The organism is Kitasatospora indigofera (assembly GCF_014655955.1).
In the GTDB taxonomy this organism is placed as follows: Bacteria; Actinomycetota; Actinomycetes; order Streptomycetales; family Streptomycetaceae; genus Kitasatospora; species Kitasatospora indigofera.
In genome coordinates this window covers 54331-75161 of the sequence record NZ_BNBO01000019.1, presented here as the reverse complement: position 1 = coordinate 75161, position 20831 = coordinate 54331, and the positions used below count along the sequence as shown (strand labels likewise).

Here is a 20831-nt window from a genome sequence, read left to right as displayed (position 1 = left end):
TCCTTGCCGAGTGGGCCCGGCATCGCCGCTCAGGCCCCGATCAGTGACTGGCCGCAGACCCGGAGCACCTGGCCGGTGACTCCCGCGTTGGCCGGGTCGGCGAGCCAGCGGACCGCCTCGGCGACGTCCACCGGCAGGCCGGCCTGGCCGAGGCTGTTCATCCGGCGGCCGGCCTCCCGGACCAACAGCGGCATCCGGGCGGTCATGTCGGTCTCGATGAACCCGGGGGCGACCGCGTTCACGCGTACGCCGCGCCCGGCCGACGCCGGGGCCAGGGCGCGGACCAGCCCGATCAACCCGGCTTTGGCCGCACCGTAGTTGGTCTGGCCCCGGTTGCCCGCGATGCCGCCGATCGAGGAGGTGCAGACCAGCGCCCCGCCGTCGCGCAGGACCGGGCCGCCCGGGCCGTCGGCGAGAAGGGCGGCGGTGATCCGTTCGACCGCGCCGAGGTTGACGTCCAGGACGGTGTCCCATTCGGCCCGGCTCATCCGGGCCAGCGTCCGGTCCCGGGTGACGCCGGCGTTGTGGACGAAGACGTCCACCCCGGCGTGCCGCTCCCGCAGGTGCGCCGCGATCACCTCGGGGGCGTCGGCGCCGGTCACGTCGACGGCCAGCGCGGTTCCACCGATCCGGGCCGCCGTACGCTCCAACTCCTCACGTCGGGAGGGGAGATCCAGGCAGATCAGATGCGCGCCGTCGCGTGCGAGCAGGCCCGCGACCTCCGCGCCGATGCCGCGCGCCGCACCGGTGACGGCGACCACCCGCCCGGCCTGCGGCGCTCCCGCGGGCGGCGGGAAGGCCCCCACCGGCGGACCGACCCGGACGACCTGTCCGGAGACGTACGCCGAGCGGCGCGAGAGCAGGAAGCGCAGCGGTGCCTCCAGGGTCTCCGTCGCACCGGGGGCCGCCCTGAGCAACTGGCAGGTGCTGCCCCGGCCCAGTTCCTTGCCGAGCGAGCGGGTGAACCCCTCCAGCGCCTGCGCCGCCACGGCCGCCGCTGCCGAGCCGGCCGCCCCGGGCACGTCGCCGACGATCACCACCCGGCCGCCCAGCGGCAGTTGGCGCACCAGTGGGTGTGCGAATTCGTACAGTTGGGCCAGTCCGGCGGATCCGGCGAGCCCGGTGGCGTCGAAGACGAGAGCCGCCGCGCCGGACCCGTCGCCCGGGTCGCCCGTCCGAAGCACCGGGACACCCGCCCTCTGGAGGATGCCGGCCAGCACCGGGCCCAGCCGCCCGGAGCCCGTGCCGCCGAGCAGGACCGGGCCCGTGAACTCCGGCCGGCCGGGTTCGTGGCGCGGCAGCGCGACCGGGACCTGCACGCCCAGGCGCCGCAGCAGGGCCCGGCCGGGGCCGCCGGAGGTGAACCTCCGCAGAACGTCGGCCATGAAGTCAACACTCCTTACTCTCTAGTAAGTTTACCGGAGAGTAAATACCCTGGGGCCGGTCGGGCGCCAGCCCCGGCCCGGCCCAGCCCTGTCCCCCGCCCCCACACCCCCGCACCCGCACCCGCACCCGCACCCGCACCCGCAGGAGGAACACCGATGGCCCGGACCGTACGCCGCGTAGCGATCATCGGGGGCAACCGCATCCCCTTCGCCCGGGCCGGCGGCCCCTACGCCCGGGCCTCCAACCAGGAGATGCTCGGCGCCGCCCTGGACGGCCTGGTCGAGCGGTACGACCTGGCCGGCGTCCGGCTCGGGGAGTTCGCGGCCGGCGCGGTGCTCAAGCACGCCCGGGACTTCAACCTCGCCCGCGAGGTCGTCCTCGGCAGCCGGCTCGACCCCCGGACTCCCGCCTACGACCTCCAGCAGGCCTGCGGCACCGGGCTGGAGACGGTGGCACTGACCGCCGCCAAGATCGCTCTCGGGCAGAGCGAGTGCGCCGTGGCCGGCGGCGTGGACACCGTCAGCGACGCCCCGATCGGGCTGAACGACGACCTGCGCCGGCTGCTGCTCAAGGTGCGGCACGCACCCTCGGCCGCGCGGCGCGCCGGCGGCCTGCTCGCCGGGCTGCGCCCGGGCCAGCTACGCCCCGACATCCCGGCCAACTCCGAACCCCGGACCGGCCTCTCGATGGGTGAGCACGCCGCGGTGACGGCGCTGGAGTGGGGCATCGGCCGCGCCGAACAGGACGAACTCGCGGCCGCCGGCCACCGGCGGCTGCACGCCGCGTACGAGCGCGGGTTCTTCGACGACCTGATCACGCCCTACCGGGGGCTCACCCGCGACCAGAACCTGCGCCCCGACACCACGGTCGAGCGGCTCGCCCGGCTGAAGCCGGTGTTCGGCGAGGGCCTGCGGGACCCCTTCGGGACCCGTCCGGGCGCGCCCGTCGGCGCCACCATGACGGCGGGCAACTCCACCCCGCTGAGCGACGGCGCCTCGGTCGTCCTGCTCGCCTCCGAGGACTGGGCCGCCGCCCGCGGCCTCACCCCGACGGCCTACCTGGTGGACACCGAGGTGGCCGCCGTCGACTTCGTCACCGGCCGGGACGGACTGCTGACCGCCCCGGTCTTCGCGGTACCCCGGCTGCTGGCCCGCAACGGGCTCACCTTCGCCGACCTCGACCGCTACGAGATCCACGAGGCCTTCGCCTCACAGGTGCTGGCCACCCTGAAGGCCTGGGAGGACGAGACCTTCTGCGCGGAGCGGCTCGGCCTGCCGGACGCGCTGGGGCCGCTGGACCGGGCGCGCCTCAACGTCACCGGGTCCTCGCTGGCCGCCGGACACCCGTTCGCGGCCACCGGCGGGCGGATCACCGCGACGCTGGCCAAGCTCCTGCACGAACTCCGGGCGGACGGCGGGGTTCGCGGCCGGCCGGTGCGCGGGCTGATCTCCGTCTGCGCGGCCGGCGGCCAGGGCATCGCGGCGCTGCTGGAGGCCTGAACCCCCGCCCGCCCCGCCCGGCCCCGCCCCGCCGCGAGAGCCAGGACCCGGCCCGGCCCTCCCGGGCAACCTTCACGCCCCCACCCGAGCCAGCACCGGAGGCATCCATGGGAATCCCCCTCACCCGTGCCCGTCGCACCGACCGCCTGCGCGCGGCCGCCGTCGTGGAGGTCACCCGCGAAGGCCCGGTGGTGGTCGAGGCCCGCCGTCCGCACCTCGTCCCGCCGAGCCGTCGGGGCAGCCTCTCCGAACTGCCCTACCGCAACGCCGCCGAGGCGCCGGACGCGGTGGTCGTCTCCCGCCGGACAGCCGCCGGCGAGTGGGCGGACGTCACCGCCGCCGCCTTCGCCACCGAGGTGAGCGCCACCGCCAAGGGCCTGATCGCCGCCGGCATCGCCCCCGGCGACCGGATCGCCCTGATGGCCCGGACCTGCTACGAGTGGACCCTGCTGGACTTCGCCGCCTGGGCCTGCGGCGCGGCGGTGGTGCCGGTCTACCCGACCGCCGCCGCCGGGCAGGCCGAGTGGATCCTGCGCGACTCCGGCGCGGTCGCCGTCGTGGCCGAGGACGCGGCCTGTGCCGCAGCGATCGCCGAGGCGCAGGCGGCGATGCGGGCCACCGGTACGGCCGAACCGGTGCTGTGGCGGCTGGACCAGGGCGCGGTGGCGGACCTGGCCGTCCGGGGCGCGAGCGTCCCGGACGGCGAACTGGCGCACCGCCGGGCCTTGCAGACCCCGGCCACCGAGGCGACCGTGATCTACACCTCCGGGACCACCGGCCGGCCCAAGGGCTGCCCGCTCACCCACGGCAACTTCCTGGACGAGGCGGCGAACTGCCACGCGCTGCTGCATCCGGTCTTCGAGGCGGTCTCCGACGAGCCGGCCGCCACCCTTCTCTTCCTGCCGCTGGCCCACGTGCTGGGCCGGATGACCCAGGTCGCCTGCGTGCACGCCCGGATCCGGTTCGGCCACAGTCCCTCGCTGAAGCCGGCCGAACTGCGGCCCGACCTGGCCGGGTTCGGCGCGACCTTCCTGGTCGGGGTGCCGTACCTGTTCGAGAAGATCCACCAGCTCGGGCGGGTCGAGGCCGAGCGGCGGCGCGCGGGCCGGGTGTACGACAACGCCGTCCGGGCCGCCGTCCGGTACGGCCGGGCGGAGCTGGCCGCGCTCGCCGGCGAGGGCCCGCGCCCGCCGCTGCGCGAGCGCGCCGCGCACCGGATGTACGACCTGCTGGTCTACCGCAAGGTGCGGGCCGCGCTGGGCGGCCGGGTCCGGTACGCGATCAGCGGCGGCTCCTCGCTGGCCCCGGAGCTGCTGCTGTTCTTCGCGGGCGCGGGCGTCCTGGTCTACGAGGGCTACGGCCTCACCGAGACCACCGGCCCCTCCACGGTGAACCCGCCGCTGGGGCCCCGGCCCGGTACGGTCGGGCAGCCGGTGCCCGGCTCCGCCGTGCGGATCGCACCGGACGGCGAGGTGCTGCTCAGCGGCGGCCAGGTGTTCGCCGGCTACCGGGGGCCCGGCGGGCGGCGCGCCCCGGCGGAGGATTGGTTCGCTACCGGCGACCTCGGACGGCTGGACGAGGACGGCTACCTCACCGTCACCGGCCGCAAGAAGGAGATCCTGGTGACCAGCGGCGGCAAGAACGTCAGCCCGGCGCCGATGGAGGACCGGCTGCGCGCCCACCCCCTGATCGGCCAGTGCCTGGTGGTCGGCGACGGCCGTGCCTACATCGGTGCCCTGGTCACGCTGGACACCGAGGCGGTCGGGCAGCAGCTCGCGCACCTGCCCTCCGACGCCCGCCGCACGGCACCGGCCACCACGGACGGGCGGCCGAACGGGCGGCTGAGCAGCGCCGTCCCGCTCCACCCGGCGGTGCTGGCCGCGGTCGAACGCGCGGTGGCCGAGGTCAACAGCACGGTCTCCCGGGCCGAGTCCATCCGCCGGGTACGGATCGTGGCGGGCGACTTCACCGAGGAGCGCGGCCTGCTCACGCCCTCGCTGAAGGTCAGGCGCGAGGCGGTGCTGGCCGCGTACCGGGAGGACGTCGCGCTGCTCTACGGCTGATCACCGGCGCGACTGCCCCGGGCCCGGCCCGCGCGTCCTCCCCGTACCGGCGGGGAGCGGGCGCGGGCCGGGCCCGCACACCGTCAGCGGTGGCTCTGGAACTGCACCACCTGCTGGTACGTGGGCCGGTTCTGCCAGGTGCTCCTGGCGTCGGTCACCCCGCCCAGCGGACGCTGGACGATGGTGTCGGCACACCACTGGTCACCGGCCGCGCAGTCGGCGTCGCCCGGGTAGACCTGGGCGGCGGTCCGGCCGGCGGCCTGCTGGAGACTGTCCAGCAGGACCCGCCGGCACGCGGCCGGATCGCCGCCGCCGCAGAACGGCCGGGCCAGCGGGCCGGCCACCGGCCCGCCGAGGACGGACCGCAGGTCCTTGTCCACGTAGCTCCACCAGCCGTACTGGAAGGCGGAACCCTTGTGCGGCACCGACTCGTTGGCGGAGACCGGGCCGCCGCCGAGCGGGCCGCTCTGGCCGCCGGAGGGCGACTCGTTGATCTGGAGGGCGCCGGTCAGTGCCGCGAACAGCGGGTCCCCCATGCCCGGACGGAACTCGGCCTCGGCCAGCAGCGGCCACCAGGCGTCCAGGATCCGGATCGCCTCGGCGTCGGCGTACACGTGGCTGCCGGCCGAGGTCTCCCGCCGCAACCCGCCCGCGGCCTGCCAGGCCGCCAGCTTCTGCACCGCGGCGGCCTGCGCCGGGTCGGTGACCGGCGCGCCGCGGATCACCCGCAGCAGGTCGGGCAGCACGTCCTCGGCCCGCAGGTCCGTCAGCGCCGCGCTCTCCATCGCCTGCACCAGCGCGGCCCGGCCGACCTTCGTCCCACCCGTGACCAGCGTCTTCACCCGGTCGTCCAGCAGGTCCCCCCGGTGCACGGAGCCGTTGCCGAAACCGGCCGGGCCCACGCCGTCGGCCTGCTTGTTGTTCCAGGAGATGTAGTAGTCCTGGTCGACGGACTGCGGGTGCCGGTCGGCCGGGATGTACCGGGCGGTGTTCGCCACCGGGTCGAAGTCCTGCCATTCGTAGGCGGGTTGGGCGAGCACCGGCAGGCCGGGGTCGACCCCGTCGGCGCGCACGGGGTTGCTGCCGGAGTTGTAGTACGCGGTGTGGGCGGAGTCCGCGTAGAACCAGTTGAAGGTGTAGTTGATGTTCTGCGCGGCCTGCTGGAAGCTCGCCGGATCATGCACCGCGGCCGGGTCGTTGAGCATCTGGAAGCCGACGATCGAGTCGGCCTCGTGGCGGTAGGTGGAACGCAGCGAGGTGAAGGCGACGGGCTGTCCGCCGACCGTCCCCCGGGCCGAGACCAGCCCGTACGCGGTCCGGTTCATCACCAGTGTGTACGAGCCCGCGGCGGTGCTGTCGGCGGTGGTCGGCGCCCAGCTGTTCTTCCGCTCCAGTCGCTCCATCGGAGTGCAGGTGCCGTGCCACAGGTAGGAGTTGGCGGCGAGGGTCACGGGCGTCCCGTCGGTGGTGCAGAGCGGAACGGCGTACGTGTCGGTGATGTCCTGGCCGGCGGAGGTGGCGCTCCAGGCGTAGTCCTGGCCGCGGCCGAGTTCGACGTAGAAGCTGAGCCCGGCGAAGGCCGCGCCGCGGGCGCTGATGCCGGGGCCCTGGAGCTCCTCCAGCATCAGGAGCTGCGGAGCGAAGTAGCCGGTCTGCGGACCGAACACGGCCACCGGGTGGCCGTCGTCGGTGTACTTCCCGGACACCACCAGGGCGTTGGACATGCCGTGCTTCGCGGTCAGCAGGTTGCCCGGCAGCACGCCGGCGGCGGCGGTCGGAGCGGCGGAGGTGCCGGTGCCGGTGGCGTCCTGGACCATCGGCTCGGGAACGACCGAACCGGGGTCGGGCAGTGCGGTGCCCCGCGGGTCCGCGGGGGGCTGCGCGTACGGGAAGCTCTGCCCGTCGTGCAGGGTCCGGACCGCCTCGGGGTCGTCGGGCTCGCGCAGCGAGGTCCAGAGCGCGTCGCCGGCGGCCGGCCCGTACTTCGCCCCGGCGGCCGACTTCACCTGCGCGGAGGCGAGTTCACCGCCGCCGCCGGAGCCGAACAGCGCGCCGACCACGGAGGCCAGGGCCACCAGGTCGGTCAGCTGGAAGTGGTCGATCCCGCCCGCGTTGGTGAACCAGTCGATGTGGCCGGTCAGGTCGTACTCACCGGGGAAGGTCCGCTCGCGGTAGACCTTGTCGATGTAGGTGTTGATGCCGTCCAGGTAGGCCTGGGCGTCGGCGAGGGCCTGCCGGGCGCGCGGACCGGTGCCGAAGGTGCTGTCCACCTGCTGCTGGAGTTCGGCCTCGGTGTAGGGCGCGGCCTGCCAGAAGCTCTGCTCCAGCTGCCGGTTGGCGGCGGCTCCGCCGGCGAAGCCGGAGAGCTGGCCGCGGCCGACGTGACGGAACAGGTCCATCACCCAGAGGCGGTCCTGGGCGGCCGCGTAGCCGGCGCCGTACTCGGTGCCGTAGCGGGTGGTACCGGTGATGTGCGGGACGCCGGTGGCCTTGTCCCGGACGATGGTGACGTCCGGCCGGGGGCTGATGCTGCCCGCCACCTGACCCGCCGGCACGCCGAACGAGGCGTCGTTGAAGAAGCCGCTCAACTGCGCCGCGGTGAGCGTGGGGTAGGCCTGGGCGAGGGCGGCGTAAGGAGCGAGCTGGTCGTCGGTGTGGGCCGGGCGGGTGCCGAAGGCGCGGTTGCCGAGGATGTCCGCGAGGGTCGCGTTGCCGTTCTCGCCGGGCGGCAGGATGTCGAGGCACCGGCCGCCGCAGAGGTCGGTCGCGGCGGCGGGGGCACCGGCCGAGGGGGTCGGGGCGGCGAGCGCGAGGACGGTGGCGGCGACGGCCAGGACGGCGGCGGCCCGACGACGCGGGCGGCGCGGCCCGGGGCGGACGGCGGCCGCGCTGCTGGCGGCGGTACGGGCGTCAGCGGTTGGGGCGGCGGCGGTACGGGGTACCGCTCGGCCCGGCGTGTCCGGGTGCGGCGTGTCCGGGTGCGGGGTGTAGGGGTGCGGGACGTGCGGGTGCGGGACCTGCGGGCGGTACTTCCTCAGGGGCGGTGTGCTCAGGTGCGGTGTCCTCAGGTGCATTCCCAGCTCCTCAAGGCGGGATTCAGGACGGCGGCCGGTGGACCGGCCGAAGGCCCCCGCCCGCGCGGGGCGGGGGCGGGGGCCACCGGGCGGGGCCGTCCGAGGTGGGGGCCTCGGGGCCCCGGACGGGGCAACGGGTGCCGGGGCCGGGCTGCGGCCCCGGGCGGGTTCAGCCGGTGAGGTTCGCCCAGCAGTCGGCCTCACCGACGTGGGCCGAGTCGAGCGCGTGCCGGATCTCGTGCCGCACCACCGGGTCGAAGGCCATCAGCACGTGGTCCGGGCTGTTGGCCGGGCAGAGGTCCTGCACCAGCACGTTGTGCACGTCCGGACCGCTCAGGGCCTGGGTCCGGTACGGGGTCACCACCTCGTCGTAGCGGGTGTAGATGACGGTGTACGAGACGCCCGGGACGGTGTCGCCACCGGCGTTGAGCCGGGTGAGGACGTCCGAGCCGACCACCTGGTCCGCGCAGGCGGGGCAGGCGGAGCCGACGATGTCCATCGCGCCGGGGATGGACTGCGCGAGGGTGGCGAGGCCGAGCAGGGTCGTCCCGTGGTTGCTGGGGGCGAGGCCCACCAGGGTGTGCACCTTGGCCGCGCCGCCCTCGAACTTCAGGTAGTAGCGCGGCGTCAGGCCGCCGCCCTGGCTGTGCCCGACCAGGTCGGCCTTGGCCGCGCCGGTCGCGGCCAGCACGCCGTCGACGAAGGTGGCGAGCTGGCGGGCCGAGTCGGGCACCGGGGCGATCGCGCGCAGGATCGGGATCCCGGGCTGCTCGCCGTAGGTCAACGCGAAGACGCAGTAGCCCTCGGCGGCAAGGGTGGGGGCGATGGGCAGCCAGTTGACGGAGCCGTTGGCGAAGGTCCCGTGCACCAGCACCACCGGCCGGGGGTGGGCCGCGCTCGGCCGGCAGGACCAGTTGTTGGCGCCCGGCACCAGCGGGGCGGCCAGGGCCTTGGCGGCCGCGACGGGGTCGGTGGCGGCGGCCTGGGCGGTGCCGGCCTGGGCGGGGGCGGCGGCGATCACGGTGGCCGCGAGCAGGCCGAGGCCGGCGAGTGCGGTGGCGATCCGACGGCGGACACCGGTACCGGTACGGGTATCGGATCTGGTTCCGGGCAGCACGGGGTGAGGGGTTCCAGGCATGACTGTCCTTCGGGTGGGGGGTCGAGGCATGCATGCACTCCGAGGCGGCGAACTCCGCCTACGCACGGGTAAGTTACCGAGGAGTCAGAACCTTGGCCAGACTTCTCACACGCCTGATGTCGAGGACCTGCCAGCACCGAACCGTGTGCCCTTGGTCACAACGGACGCCGGCGGCCCGAACCCGCCCACCCCGCTCCCCCGCCGGCGCCACCTACCCCGCCGGCGCCAACACCGCATCCTCCCGCCCGGCCACCGGCCCGGCCCGACCCGGCCCGCACCGGCCCGCACCGGCCCGCACCGCCACCGCCACCGTGCGCCCGATCCACCCCTGAGCGCGGGCGTCCCGCCGGTCAGCCGGCCTGGCCGGGGCCGCCGGCGAACATGTCGAGCAGCCCCTGCGGCGCGTCCTGGCGGAAGCAGAGCGCCAGGCCCTCGGCCGACGCGGCCGCGGCGGCGGTGGCCCGCGGGAGGAGGGCCTTCTCGTACGCGGCGAGGCCCGCCTCGGTGTCACCCGGGTGCGCGGCGAGGGCCAGGCCCAGTTCGGCCCCGTCGAGCATGGCCATGTTGGCGCCCTCACCCGCGAAGGGGGACATCACATGGGCCGCGTCGCCGAGCAGTGTGACGCCGGGGGTGCGCTCCCAGCTGTGGCCGACCGGCAGCGCGTGCACCGGACGGGCGACCAGCGGGCCGTCGGCGTCGGCGACCAGCGCGCGCAGCCGCTCGTCCCAGCCGGTGAAGTGCTCCAGCACGGCCGCCTTCGCGACCCGGGTGTCCGGGTCGGTGAAGTCCACGCCGGAGAGCCAGTCCTCCGCCGCCCTGAACGCCGTGTAGACGTGCAGGCTGCCGTCGGGCTCCCGGTGGGCGAGGAAGCCGCGGTCCTCGCCCAGGGCGAAGAACATGCCGCCGCCCAGCAGGGCGGCGCTCTCCGGGTGGCGCCGGTCGGCTTCGCGCAGCTCCACCTCGACGAAGGACACCCCGGTGTACAGCGGGAGCGCGTCGGAGACCAGCGGGCGGATCCGGGACCACGCCCCGTCGGCGCCGACCAGCAGGTCGGTGCTGAGGACGGTGCCGTCGGCGAAGGTCACCTCGTGGCGGCCGCCGCCGACCGCGCGGGCCCCGGTGACCTTGGCACCCCAGCGGACGGTGCCCGCCGGAAGGGAGTCCAGCAGCAGGTCGCGAAGGTGTCCGCGCTCGACCTCGGGGCGGTCCCCGTCACCCTCGTCCTCCTCGTCGAGGTGGACGACGGCGTGCCGGTCGAGGACCCGCACGGCCTGCCCGCCGAGGTGGACCAACGGGCGGAACTCCTCCAGCAGACCGGCGGCGGCCAGCGCGGCCTGGCCGGACTCCTCGTGGATGTCGAGCATGCCGCCCTGGGCCCGGGCGGCCGGCGAGGCGTCCAGGTCGAAGACCGCGGCCTCGATGCCGTGGACGTGCAGGACCCGGGCCAGGGTGAGGCCGCCGAGGCCGGCGCCGACGATGAGGACGGGGTGGTGGGTGATGGTGGTCATGGTGGTCTCTCCTTGGGTCTGCGGGGTCTTCGGGGCCTGCGGGGTCTTCGGGGTCTTCGGGGTCTTCGGGGCCCGGGCGCGTCGGCTGCTGCTCTTGCTTCGGCCGGCGGCGGCGTTCGGAACGCCAGGGCGAGGGGGTGCCGGACGCGCCAGGGCGCGACGAGGTAGGGGCCCGGCGACGGACGCCGGTCCTGTGGACGGGGACTGCGGAAGGGACCGCAGAGGGGACTGCGCCGGCCGGGCCGTCAGGGCGCGGCGGGGTAGGGGCTCGGCACCGGGCCGGCCCTGCGGTGGTCCGGCGACGGGAACGGACCCTTGGCGGCGGGACTACCGCCGGTACTCAGCCGCGGTCGTCACCGCCCGGTGCGGCCGCGGGCTCGCCGGCGACCGGCACGGGGGTGTGCACGATGCCGTTGATCAGCATCTGGAAGCCCCAGGAACGACGTGCCGAGGGCGGACCCGCGATCAGGGCGGGCCCGAGCGCGGCGATGTGCGGGTGCGTCCCGGCGAAGGTCTCCCGGAGGACCCTGGCCAGGGTGTCCATCTCCTCCTGGGCGTTGGCGGAGCCGACCCGGGTGGCGTGCTCGGCGGCGGTGGCGGTGGCGTGCTGCAGGAGCACGTCCACCCCCCAGGCCGCCTGACCGGCCGGGACCCCGCCCTCGGCCAGCAGTGCCAGCACGCGCTCGATCAGGTCGAGGTAGTGCGGACCGCTGGGACGCGCCACCAGGGCGGACTGGGCCAGGCTCGGATGGGCGAAGAGCATGTCGGTGTACGAGCCGAGCAGTTGCTCCAGCCGCTCGCGCCACGATCCGCCCGCGGCGGGTGGCGGGACGGTCCCGAGCAGCTCGTCCAGGATCGCCGCGTGCAGCTCGGCGGTGTTGCGGACGTAGACGTACAACGAGGCCGGCCCGGTGTCGAGCTCCTGAGCCAGGCGGCGCATGGTGACCTTCTGCAGGCCCTCCTCGCGCATGATCCCGACGGCGGTCGCGACGATGCCGTCCCGGGTGAGGGCCGGCTTCGAGGGGCGCTCCCGACGGCTGTGGGGAGTACCGGAGTGTGCTGTCATCCCCCCAAGATAACGAACACGTTCGTTCAGAGTGCGCTGTCATGCCTCAACTCTAACGAACATGTTCGTCACGAACAAGTACGTCACGAATGCGTTCGTGACGAACGTATTCGTCGCGAACATGACCGTCACGAGCATGGACGCCGAGTGCACCGAGAACACGACCGCAACGAACGTGATCGTCACGAACACGGCCGTCACGAACGCAGCCACACCGAAACCCGGACTCCACGAACGCGTACGTCCCGAACATGATCGACAGGCCGACCCCGCTCGCCCCGCCGCCGCGCCCACCCCGTCCGAGCACGAAAAAAGCGCCCCGCGGGGGCGCTTTCGAAGGCCGGGGCAGGAGCACCGTCACCACCAGTAGGACGGGTAGGCCGGGCCGCCGCGCTTGGCGCGGGTGGCGGCCATCGCCGCCAGCACGATCAGGACGGTCGCCGCCAGCAGCAGCGGCAGGAAGCGGGCCGGTCGCGGCGCCTGGAGCACCACGATCACGGCGGTGGCGACCGCCGGCGTGTGCTGCGTCCGGCTGAGCATCATGACCGCCAGCGCCAGGCCGCCGGCCAGGGCGGCGGCCCAGGTGGCGCTGCCGAGCACGGCCAGCACGGCGAAGCCGGTGAGCGCCGCCAGCAGGTGCCCGCCGACCAGACTGCGCGGCTGCGCCAGCGGCAGGGCCGGGGTGCTGTGCACCAGAGCGGCACTGGCCGCCAAGGGCGGGATGAGCATCGGCTGGTGCAGCAGCGCCCCCGCGGCAACGATCAGCAGCAGCACCGATATCGACGAGGTGGTCGCGTGCAGCATGGTGCCCAGGCTCGGCGAGGCGGGTGCCCTGCTGACCGGCGGCCGCAGGGCAGGGCGCGGGCGGGTGGCCTGGTCGGTGCTCATGGGCGCGGTACTCCGGAAAGCTCCGGACGTCACTGGCCCGGGGTTGGACGGGGGTCGGGATCGGCCCGGCACCACCGCGACAGTTCCGTACGGCGGGCCCGCGTGATCGACGCGGCCGGGCCATGCGCTCGGCTCCGGATCCCGGACGGCGCAGTCCATTGGTGGACAAATCTACCCGTGTCACCACCCCGCGCCGCACCCGGGGTCCTCGTCCCGGCCCCGGCCGCGCGGCACCGGCCACCCCGACCCCGACCCCGGCACTGGCCGCCCCGATTCCGACCGCGCGACCCCGGCCAACCCGGCCCCGGCCAACCCGACGCAGGAAGCCCCACCTCAGGAGCCCCCTCAGGAGCCCCATCCTCAGGAAACCTCTAGGCCGGCGATCCTTCCCACGACTGCCCCGGACGCACCTCGGCCCCGCAGCGGTGGCAGACCGCCGGCGGCGCCATGTCCAGCACCGCGTCGCACTCGGGGCAGACCCGGTTCAGCCAGCAGGCGGCCTCGCCGCCCTCCGGCTCCGGCACCCCGGACCGGGCGGCAACAGCCTCGTCCTCGTCGCTCATACCGACACCGTACGTCGGCACCGGTTCCGCCTCGGCCGCCTCGGTGCGCGTCGGTCCGCCGGCGCTCTCCCGGGGCCGGCCCGAAGCCCGGTGCCCAGGGACCGCCACCGCGAACCGGAGGAACGCGGCCGGCTCCGCCGGGGGTGGACGGGGTTCTCGACCCCACCCGCCCTCCGCCTCGCAGAAGGGCGAGGGCCCGGAGGCCGTGCGCGCGCGCCCTTGGCCAGGTTGCCCCACCGCGCCGGGGCCGGCCAGGCGCGACAGCCCCGGGAACGCCCAAGCGCCCACCCGACAACCCGGCCACATGGCCCCCGGCCACCCGGTGGCCCGGCAACCCCACAGCCCGCGACCCGAGGCCCGGGCCGCACCGGGGCCCCGCCCGGACCAGGCCCTCGACCACTCCTACTGCACCGTCAGAGTGCCGTGCATGTTCGGGTGGATACTGCAGATGTACCGGTACTCACCGGGCGTGGTCGGGGCGGTGAAGGTGGTCGTCTGACCGGCGGCGATGTCGCCGGTGTCGAAGAGGCCGTCGGTGACCGAGGTGACGGTGTGCGTGGTGCTGTCCTGGTTGATCACGGTGACGGTCGCGCCCGGGGTCACCGTGACCGCGACCGGGCTGAACGCGAAGTCCTTGATGGTCACGGTGACGGCGGCCGCCGGGGTCCCGCTGGGTGAGGCGGACGCGGAGCCGGCGGACGTGGGGCTCGCGGAGCCGGCGGACGGCGACGGTGTCCCGCCGGTGGTCGGCGTGGTGTCGGCGGTGGCCGGCGCCGGGGTGCTCGGGGTGCTCGGCTTGCTGGAGGAGCAGCCGGCGAGGCCCAGCAGGGCGAGGACGGTGACGGCCGTGAGGGCGGTCCGCCACCGGCGGGGGTTGGTGGGCAGCATGGTGCTCCGGCCTTTCGGGTCCGTGCCCGCCGGGAGGCGGGCCGCCGGTGGCCAGACTCCCGCAGGCCGGTCGCCGGGGGCGGGTCCACCCACCCGTCAGGGTCTCCGGGCCACCCGAACGAGCGGCCCCGGTTCGACCGGTCGGCCCCTCCGACCCCTCCCCGACCCCTCCCCGGCCCGGCCCAGACCCCCGCCCCTCCCCCGGCCCGCCCCGGCCCTCGCCCCCTCGGTGGCCAGTACGCCGGCCGCGACGGCGCCGGCTCCCCGGCGCCCCAGCACCCCCTGCCAGGACCCATAATCGGGGCTAGGACCCCGGCTCCGAACCCCCTTGCTCGATCTGATGGATGAGCCGCTTGAGTTGGGTGACTTCGTCCTGGAGCGCGCGGTGGCCGGCCGGGGTGAGGGAGAGCCAGGTGCGGGCGCGCTTGCCCTCGTAGCCCTTCTCGACGTCGACCAGTCCGGCCTTCTCCAGCACGGCCAGATGCTGGCTGAGGTTTCCGGCGGTGAGGCCGAGCGCCGTGCGCAGGAACCCGAACTCGACCCGTCGGGCCTGGTGGGTGACGGTGAGGATGCCCAGGCGGACCCGTTGGTGGACCACGTCGTCCAGGCCGTTGACCGGGTGCTGACCGGGTTCGGCGATCATGAGGCTTTGCGCTGACGGGACAGCTCGGCCAGGCCGAAGCCGAGGGCGCCGAGCAGCAGGAGCAGGCCGGGGACGCCCAGCCGGGGCACGGCGGACCACGGCGGGGCGCCGAGGCTCCCGGCCCAGCCGGTGCTGAGCGGCACCAGTTCGACGGCCAGGTACACCACGGCGAGCAGGAGCAGGGCGCGGCTGCGTTCCACCCAGGACAGCACCAGCAGCGGCAACCCGATGGCCGCGGCGTTCCCGATGAGCCGTTCGAGGAAGGCGGTCGTCCCGGCGGCGGGATCGAGCCGCAGACCCCAGAGGTCGAACGGGGCACCGGGTTCCAGGACGCCCTGGCGGAGGCTCCAGAACGCGGTGGCCGCCGCCAGGGCGGCCAGGGCGGTCCCGGCCAGGATGTACGGCCGGACCGGGGTACCGACCCCGCGGTTGCGGGAACGGCGGACGTAGAAGACCGCGATCGCCGCGTACGCCAGGCCGAGGCCGAGCGTCCAGTAGAGCGGCGACCCCTGCGTGACGACGGTGCAACTCGTGGGGACGTCCGCCGAGCCCGGGGCCGGCGGGCAGGTGGTGACGGTCCGGATGCTGGTGGTGAGGCGGCTGACGAGGATCCCGCCGAGGGTGAGCAGGCCGAACAGCAGCAGGGGGAACCAGGCGCCGCGTTGGGCGGCGCGGACCTGACGGGTCAGCTCGCCGAGGCCGGCGAGGACTTCGCGTGGGGTGCCCGATGACGGCACGGTTGCGTCTGTCATGCAGTCAGCTTTGCATCACAAACCAGTTGTGACAAGAGACCTGCGCGAGAGGCCGGAGATCCCGAGAGGGCGCGCGCCTCCCCCGGACGGCCGGGGTACGGCGCGACGGGCCGGTCGTCCGCCCCACGCGGTTCGGAGTCATGCCCGGGCGGACGGCCCACGGCACCGCGAACCGAAACAGGCCACAGGCCCGCCCGCGCCAGGGCCGGGCCACGGGCCGACGCGAGCCACGCGCCGGGGCGGCAGGGCGCTCCCGGCCGCGGTTCCGCGGGCGGGCACGGGTCGGCACGACCCGTGCCCGCCCGGACGCTCCCGGCCGTCGCGCCGCCCGAGCAGGGCCGTACCGTCAGGGCACTCCCGGTAGCGGCTGCTCGGCCCAGATCGTCTTGCCCTCGCGGAGGTAACGGGTGCCCCAGTGGGCGCTGAGCTGCATCACGATGAACAGGCCCCGGCCGCCCTCGTCGGTGCTGCGGGCCTGCCGCAGGTGCGGGGCGGTGTTGGTCCGGTCGGACACCTCGCAGATCAGGGTCCGGTCCCGGATCAGGCGCAGCTGGACGGCGCCCTTGCCGTAACGGACGGCGTTGGTGACGAGTTCGCTGACGATGAGCTGGGTGCTGTACACCAGGTCGTCCAGGCCCCAGGCGACGAGCTGGCGTTCGGCCAGCTCACGGGCCTTGGAGACGACGGCGAGGTCGTCGGGGAAGGTCCAGGCGGCGACGTTCTCCCGGGCCAGGTGGTGGGTGCGGGCGAGCAGCAGGACGGCGTCGTCGTCGGGCCGTTCCGGCACCAGGGTGTAGACCGCGGAGTCGCAGAGTTCCTGCAGGCTGCGGCCGGGCTGGGCGAGGACCTGCTGCAGGCGTGCCAGCGAGGCGTCGCTGTCGCGGCCCCGGTCGGTGACCAGGCCGTTGGTGTAGAGGGCGATGACGCTGCCCTCGGGCAGTTCGACGGTGGCGCTCTCGAAGCCGGCGCCGCCGACCCCGAGGTGCGGGCCGACGGGCACCTCGAACGGGAGCGCCTGCCCGGCCGCGTCCAGCACCAGGGGCTGCGGGTGGCCGGCCCGGGCGGCGGTGCACCGGCGGGAGACCGGGTCGTAGGTGAGGACGAGGCAGGACGCGATCAGCTCCTCCCCGGGGACGCCGCCGGGGGCGACCGCGCTGTCCCGGGCGAGGCGGACGGCGGTGGTGTCCAGGCGTTCCAGCAGTTCGTCCGGGGGCAGGTCGAGCGCGGCCAGGGTACGCACCGCGGTGCGCAGCTGGCCCATGGTGGCGGCGGCCTCGACGCCGCGGCCGGCGAGGTCGCCGACGACCAGCGCGACCCTGGCCCCGGAGAGCTGGATGACGTCGTACCAGTCGCTGCCGGCACCTCCCGCTATGTAGAGGTGCGCCGCGTCCACGGCGGAGACCGACGGGGGCTGCTGGGGCAGCAGGTAGCGCTGGAGGGCGGTGGCGACGGTGCGTTCGCGGGCGTAGCTGCTGGCCTTGTCCAGGCTCAGGGCGGCGCGGGCGGTGAGTTCCCGGGCGAGTTCCAGGTCGTCCTCGTCGAACGGGTCGGGCCGCTCGTAGCGGTAGTAGGCCGCCAGGCCGAGGACGGTGTCGTGGACGACCAGCGGGGCGACGATCAGGGAGTGCACGCCGGCGGTCCGCCACCGTTCGGTGGTGGCCAGGTCGGTCCCCATCCAGGGTTCGCCGTAGTCCAGCCGGCTGACCAGCCGGGGCCGGATGTCGGCGAGGCTCTGGGTGAACGGGGTCGGGAACGGGAAGGTGTTGAGGCGGCCGATGCGCACCGGGAGCTCGCCGCCGTGGCGGGTGCGGTAGGCGGCGCGGCGCAGCGGGTGGTCCGGGGACACGGGCCCCTCGTGGGCGGGGCCGGCCCGCCAGGCCTCGTCGAGGACGTCGACGGTGGTGGCGTCGGCGAAGCGCGGCACCGTGACGTCGGCGAGTTCCTGCGCGGTGGTGGCGATGTCGAGGGTGGAGCCGATGGCCTGGTTGGCCCGGTGCAGGACGGCGAGACGTTCGGCGGCGGCCTCCCGGGCGGTGACGTCCTCGACCGCGACGGCGACGCCGAGCGGCTCGCCCGGCCCGCCGGTGACGCCGTCCTCCAGCCGGTAGAGGGTCAGCGAGAGCACCTGGGCCCGGTCGGGGGCGGCCGCCGGGTGGCCGTGCAGCAGCCGGCCCGTCAGGGTGGCTCCGGTGGCGAGCACCTCGCCGGCGAGTCCGGTCAGTTCGGCGGCGGGGAATCCGGGGACGAAATCGGTCAGCCGGCGGCCGATGGCCTCCTCGCCGGGCAGGCAGCGGAGGGCGCGGGCGGCGCGGTTGAGCTGCACCAGTCGCAACTCGCGGTCGAGGACGTACCAGCAGCGCGGCGCCCCGCCGAACAGTGCCGTCAGGAGGGCGGCCTCCCCCTCGTCGCGATCCGATTCCCGCACCGTGAAACCTCCGGGCAGCCGTACCTGTTCCGTCGTGATCCTTTCCCCCACCATGGCAGAGCGGGCGGGCGGCGGCCCGGTACGAATCGCTGGTGCGTCGCCGCTTCTCGCCCCGGCCCCCGGGCCGGAGCAGCGCCGGAACCCTCCCCGCGGCCCGCGGCCCGGCGCAGCGGGCGCACCGGGCTCACCGGCAGGTAGTGCGACGGGCGGGGTGGCGCGGAGCGGGCCCGGCGCGCCGTCTCAGCGCGGAGCGGGCCCGTCCCCGTACACCTCCAGTTCCTGGATCCGGGCCGGCTCCGGGCCGCCGCCGGCCGGGGCGTTGGCGGTGACGTCGACCGTCAGCCGTACGTACCTGGCCGGGCGTGGCGGGACGGCGTGCTCGGTGCGGCTGGCCCGGGAGCCGGTGGCGGAGACGGCCGGGGTCCACTCGACGCCGTCGGCGCTGGTGTCGATCCGGAAGGCGGCGGTGTTGCGGCCGGTGCTCTCGCCGCCGAGTCCGGCGTGGGCGACGACGAAGGAGGAGACCGTCCGGACGGCGCCGAGGTCGGCCCGGAGCCAGGGGTCCGGCTCCGCCGAGCACCAGCCGGCCGCGCTGCCGAGCGCGCCGTCGAAGGCCCGGTCGGCGGCGCCGCCGCCGGGGCAGGGCGCGGAGCCGGTGGCCGGGGCGCCGAGCGCGAGGTCCGGGCCCCGCTCGGGCGGCGGGGCGGGCAGGGCCGGCGCGCCGTCCTGGAAGGAGGGCGGCACGTCGTCGGCGCCGGTGCCCCAGCGGGCTCCGGGTGCTTCGCCCATGGTGTACTCCAGGGCGGCCCCGTGGGCGAGGTCCGGATAGCGCAGGTAGCTGTGGGTGGTGGGCGTCCGGTCGACCGAGAGCCCCTGGACGTAGCGGCCGGTGCCGGCGGCGCTGATGGCGATGTCGCCGCCCGGGCGCCTGATCAGGGCCGCCGGGAAGAGCGGCCCGTGCAGGGCCAGGGTGTCGGCGCCCGGCGTGACCGGGTACATCCCGAGCGCCGCCCAGACGTACCAGGCCGAGGTGGCGCCGAGGTCGTCGTTGCCGGGCAGCCCGCCCGGGCCGGTGCCGAAGGACTCGGCCGCCACCCGGCGGACGGCGTCCGCGGCCCCGGCCGGGTGGCGGGCGAAGTTGTACGCCCAGGGCACGCCGTGCTCCGGCTCGTTGCCGATGTAGTAGTACGGCCGGCTCTGTCCGGCGTTGAGCTCGCCGAAGTGGTGGTCCAGCCGCTGGACGGCGGTGCGCCGGCCGCCCATCGCGTCGATCAGGCCGGCGTAGTCGTGGGGGACGGTCCAGCTGTACTGCGCCGCGTTGCCCTCGGTGAAGCGCGAGCCGCTCCCGGGGTCCAGCGGCCAGGACCAGACCCCGGCCTGGTCCCTGGGCTGCACGTAGCCGGCGTCCGGGCCGTAGGTGTTGCGCCACCACTGGGCGCGGGTCATGTGGGTGCGGTACGAGGACTGGTCCCCCAGGGCCCGGGCGAACTGCGCCACCGCGAAGTCGGAGGCGGAGTACTCCAGCGAGTCGGACGGGTCCCCGGCGATGTACCCGAGCCGGGTGTAGCCGGACTGCCGGCCGCGGACCTGGCGGCCCTGGCTGGTGCCCCCGGCCGAGGACTTCTCCATCAGTGCGAGCGCCGCCGCGGTGTCGAAGTCCCGCGCGCCGAAGGCGTACAGGCCGGCGACCACGATCGGGCCGGGGTCGCCGTTCATCACGAACTCCTCGTCGGTCTGCTGCGACCACTTGGGCAGCAGCCCGCCCTGCTGCCCGTCCAGCACCATCGACCGGGCGATGTCGACGGCCTCGGCCGGGGCGAGCAGGGCGATCAGCGCCGCCCAGGAGCGGTAGATGTCCCAGCCGGAGTAGTTCTGGTAGACCGGGTGGTCGGCGTGGTGCACGGCCCCGTCGAAGCCCCGGTAGGCGCCGTCGACGTCGCCGGACACGTTCGGGCTCTGGAACACGTGGTAGAGCGCGGTGTAGAACTTCCGCAGCTCGCTCTCCCGGCCGCCGGCCACCAGCACCCGGCCGAGCACCTCGTTCCAGGCGGTGTCCGCGGCTCTGCTGACGGCGTCGAAGTCCCAGCCGGGGTTCTCGGCGTCGAGGTTGCGGCGGGCGCCCTCGGCGCTGACGTAGCTGAGCCCGACCTTGAACCGGACGCTCCGCCCGCCGGTCGTGTCGAAGGTGAGGTACCCGCCGGTACCGGTGCCGGAGGCGCTCGCCGAACCGGGCTCGACGGTCGCCCCGGACCAGGTGCCGAAGCCGGTCGGCGCGCGGTCGAAGCGCAGGTCGAACCAGATCTGGTAGGTCTTCGAGGAGAAGCAGAAGCCGCCGGCGGTGACGCTGCCGGTCACGTGGGAACCGTCGATCCGGATGCTGCCGGGCCGGTCGCCGGTCGCGCTGCGGCCGGTGCCGATGAGCAGCCGGGCGGTGTCGGTGGCGGGGTAGGTCAGCCGGCCCATGCCGGTGCGGGTGGTGGCGGTCAGTTCGACGTCGGTGGCGTACCGGTCGAGCCTGGTCCGGTACCGGCCGGGGGCCGCGGACTCCTCGGCCTTGCGGTGGCCGGAGGCGTAGTCCGTCCAGGCGCTGCCCGGGGAGGCGGTGAGGTCGCCGGTCACCGGGAGCAGCGGCAGGTCCTCGTTGTTGGGGCAGCCGGCGCCGTCGAAGTGGGTCAGGCTGAAGGACTCCACCGAGGTGTCGGACCACCGGTAGCCGGACGGCGAGGCGGTCGGGGTGTCCGGGCTGAACTGGACCCCGCCGAAGGGGACGACCGCCCCGGGGTAGGTGCTGCCGCCGGCCCCGCCCGGCACCGGGTCGGGGGCGGTGCTGTCGTCGGTGCCGACGAAGGGGTCGACGTACCGGGTGAGCGGGACGGCGGCCGCGTGCGCGGGGGTGACGGCCGTCCCGGCGGGGCCTGCGACGGCGAGCAGTGCGGCG

Annotated in this window: 15 protein-coding genes; 3 read left to right on the top strand and 12 right to left on the bottom strand. The window is 75.2% G+C overall.

What is annotated here, in order from left to right; all coding sequences use genetic code 11:
- Positions 1 to 29: 29 nt before the first annotated feature.
- On the bottom strand, positions 30 to 1385 hold the full coding sequence (locus IE329_RS18225) for a 3-oxoacyl-ACP reductase (protein WP_190211963.1): 1356 nt from the start codon (positions 1383 to 1385) through the stop codon (positions 30 to 32).
- A 156-nt stretch (positions 1386 to 1541) separates the two neighbouring features.
- Here IE329_RS18225 and IE329_RS18220 point away from each other — a divergent pair, with 156 nt between their 5' ends.
- A complete protein-coding gene (locus IE329_RS18220) occupies positions 1542 to 2885 on the top strand; it encodes an acetyl-CoA C-acetyltransferase (protein WP_190211962.1) in 1344 nt (447 codons plus the stop codon).
- A gap of 107 nt (positions 2886 to 2992) precedes the next feature.
- A complete protein-coding gene (locus tag IE329_RS18215) occupies positions 2993 to 4948 on the top strand; it encodes an AMP-dependent synthetase/ligase (RefSeq protein WP_190211961.1) in 1956 nt (651 codons plus the stop codon).
- Positions 4949 to 5031: 83 nt separating this feature from the next.
- On the opposite strand, the gene IE329_RS18210 is transcribed toward IE329_RS18215, so the two are convergent.
- The 4 genes from IE329_RS18210 to IE329_RS18195 all read right to left on the bottom strand — a co-directional run bounded on the left by IE329_RS18210 (position 5032) and on the right by IE329_RS18195 (position 11734).
- Entirely contained in the window at positions 5032 to 8022 is a 2991-nt protein-coding gene (locus IE329_RS18210; RefSeq protein WP_190211960.1) for a penicillin acylase family protein, read from the bottom strand.
- A 169-nt stretch (positions 8023 to 8191) separates the two neighbouring features.
- A complete protein-coding gene (locus IE329_RS18205; RefSeq protein ID WP_190211959.1) occupies positions 8192 to 9160 on the bottom strand; it encodes an esterase/lipase family protein in 969 nt (322 codons plus the stop codon).
- Between the two features lie 350 nt (positions 9161 to 9510).
- The gene (locus IE329_RS18200) at positions 9511 to 10668 is read right to left on the bottom strand and encodes an FAD-dependent oxidoreductase (RefSeq protein ID WP_190211958.1); all 1158 of its coding nucleotides are present in this window, start codon (positions 10666 to 10668) and stop codon (positions 9511 to 9513) included.
- A 340-nt stretch (positions 10669 to 11008) separates the two neighbouring features.
- The gene (locus IE329_RS18195) at positions 11009 to 11734 is read right to left on the bottom strand and encodes a TetR/AcrR family transcriptional regulator (protein ID WP_190211957.1); all 726 of its coding nucleotides are present in this window, start codon (positions 11732 to 11734) and stop codon (positions 11009 to 11011) included.
- 61 nt (positions 11735 to 11795) lie between these two features.
- On the opposite strand from IE329_RS18195, the gene IE329_RS18190 reads away from it, so the two are divergent.
- Entirely contained in the window at positions 11796 to 12104 is a 309-nt protein-coding gene (locus IE329_RS18190) for a hypothetical protein (RefSeq protein WP_190211956.1), read from the top strand.
- On the opposite strand, the gene IE329_RS18185 is transcribed toward IE329_RS18190, so the two are convergent.
- The 7 genes from IE329_RS18185 to IE329_RS18155 all read right to left on the bottom strand — a co-directional run bounded on the left by IE329_RS18185 (position 12092) and on the right by IE329_RS18155 (position 20824).
- Positions 12092 to 12622, bottom strand: coding sequence for an HPP family protein (locus IE329_RS18185; protein ID WP_190211955.1), 531 nt, complete (start codon positions 12620 to 12622; stop codon positions 12092 to 12094). The two genes, IE329_RS18190 and IE329_RS18185, sit on opposite strands and share 13 nt — an antisense overlap.
- Positions 12623 to 12993: 371 nt before the next feature.
- A complete protein-coding gene (locus tag IE329_RS18180) occupies positions 12994 to 13185 on the bottom strand; it encodes a hypothetical protein (protein ID WP_190211954.1) in 192 nt (63 codons plus the stop codon).
- A 402-nt stretch (positions 13186 to 13587) separates the two neighbouring features.
- A complete protein-coding gene (locus tag IE329_RS18175; protein ID WP_190211953.1) occupies positions 13588 to 14073 on the bottom strand; it encodes a cupredoxin domain-containing protein in 486 nt (161 codons plus the stop codon).
- Between the two features lie 304 nt (positions 14074 to 14377).
- Complete coding sequence (locus tag IE329_RS18170) at positions 14378 to 14716, bottom strand: winged helix-turn-helix domain-containing protein (protein ID WP_190211952.1); 339 nt, start codon at positions 14714 to 14716, stop codon at positions 14378 to 14380.
- Complete coding sequence (locus IE329_RS18165; protein ID WP_190211951.1) at positions 14713 to 15468, bottom strand: hypothetical protein; 756 nt, start codon at positions 15466 to 15468, stop codon at positions 14713 to 14715. The genes IE329_RS18170 and IE329_RS18165 overlap by 4 nt, the downstream gene beginning before the upstream one ends.
- Before the next feature lie 346 nt (positions 15469 to 15814).
- Positions 15815 to 17893 carry a SpoIIE family protein phosphatase gene (locus IE329_RS18160; protein ID WP_229927550.1) on the bottom strand — a complete coding sequence of 693 codons (2079 nt, stop codon included), beginning with the start codon at positions 17891 to 17893 and terminating at the stop codon, positions 15815 to 15817.
- Positions 17894 to 18133: 240 nt separating this feature from the next.
- Positions 18134 to 20824 (bottom strand): GH92 family glycosyl hydrolase, encoded by a 2691-nt coding sequence (locus IE329_RS18155; RefSeq protein ID WP_229927557.1) that lies wholly within the window; start codon positions 20822 to 20824, stop codon positions 18134 to 18136.
- Between the last annotated feature and the right edge of the window lie 7 nt (positions 20825 to 20831).

Excerpts from the sequence above, each read along its gene's own strand:
- IE329_RS18200 (WP_190211958.1), bottom strand. The coding sequence starts at position 10,668 with ATGACCACCATCACCCACCACCCCGTCCTCATCGTCGGCGCCGGCCTC.
- IE329_RS18170 (WP_190211952.1), bottom strand. The coding sequence starts at position 14,716 with ATGATCGCCGAACCCGGTCAGCACCCGGTCAACGGCCTGGACGACGTG.
- IE329_RS18210 (WP_190211960.1), bottom strand. The coding sequence starts at position 8,022 with ATGCACCTGAGGACACCGCACCTGAGCACACCGCCCCTGAGGAAGTAC.
- IE329_RS18190 (WP_190211956.1), top strand. The coding sequence starts at position 11,796 with ATGTTCGTCACGAACAAGTACGTCACGAATGCGTTCGTGACGAACGTA.
- IE329_RS18205 (WP_190211959.1), bottom strand. The coding sequence starts at position 9,160 with ATGCCTGGAACCCCTCACCCCGTGCTGCCCGGAACCAGATCCGATACC.
- IE329_RS18215 (WP_190211961.1), top strand. The coding sequence starts at position 2,993 with ATGGGAATCCCCCTCACCCGTGCCCGTCGCACCGACCGCCTGCGCGCG.
- IE329_RS18220 (WP_190211962.1), top strand. The coding sequence starts at position 1,542 with ATGGCCCGGACCGTACGCCGCGTAGCGATCATCGGGGGCAACCGCATC.
- IE329_RS18185 (WP_190211955.1), bottom strand. The coding sequence starts at position 12,622 with ATGAGCACCGACCAGGCCACCCGCCCGCGCCCTGCCCTGCGGCCGCCG.
- IE329_RS18180 (WP_190211954.1), bottom strand. The coding sequence starts at position 13,185 with ATGAGCGACGAGGACGAGGCTGTTGCCGCCCGGTCCGGGGTGCCGGAG.
- IE329_RS18175 (WP_190211953.1), bottom strand. The coding sequence starts at position 14,073 with ATGCTGCCCACCAACCCCCGCCGGTGGCGGACCGCCCTCACGGCCGTC.
- IE329_RS18225 (WP_190211963.1), bottom strand. The coding sequence starts at position 1,385 with ATGGCCGACGTTCTGCGGAGGTTCACCTCCGGCGGCCCCGGCCGGGCC.
- IE329_RS18195 (WP_190211957.1), bottom strand. The coding sequence starts at position 11,734 with ATGACAGCACACTCCGGTACTCCCCACAGCCGTCGGGAGCGCCCCTCG.
- IE329_RS18165 (WP_190211951.1), bottom strand. The coding sequence starts at position 15,468 with ATGACAGACGCAACCGTGCCGTCATCGGGCACCCCACGCGAAGTCCTC.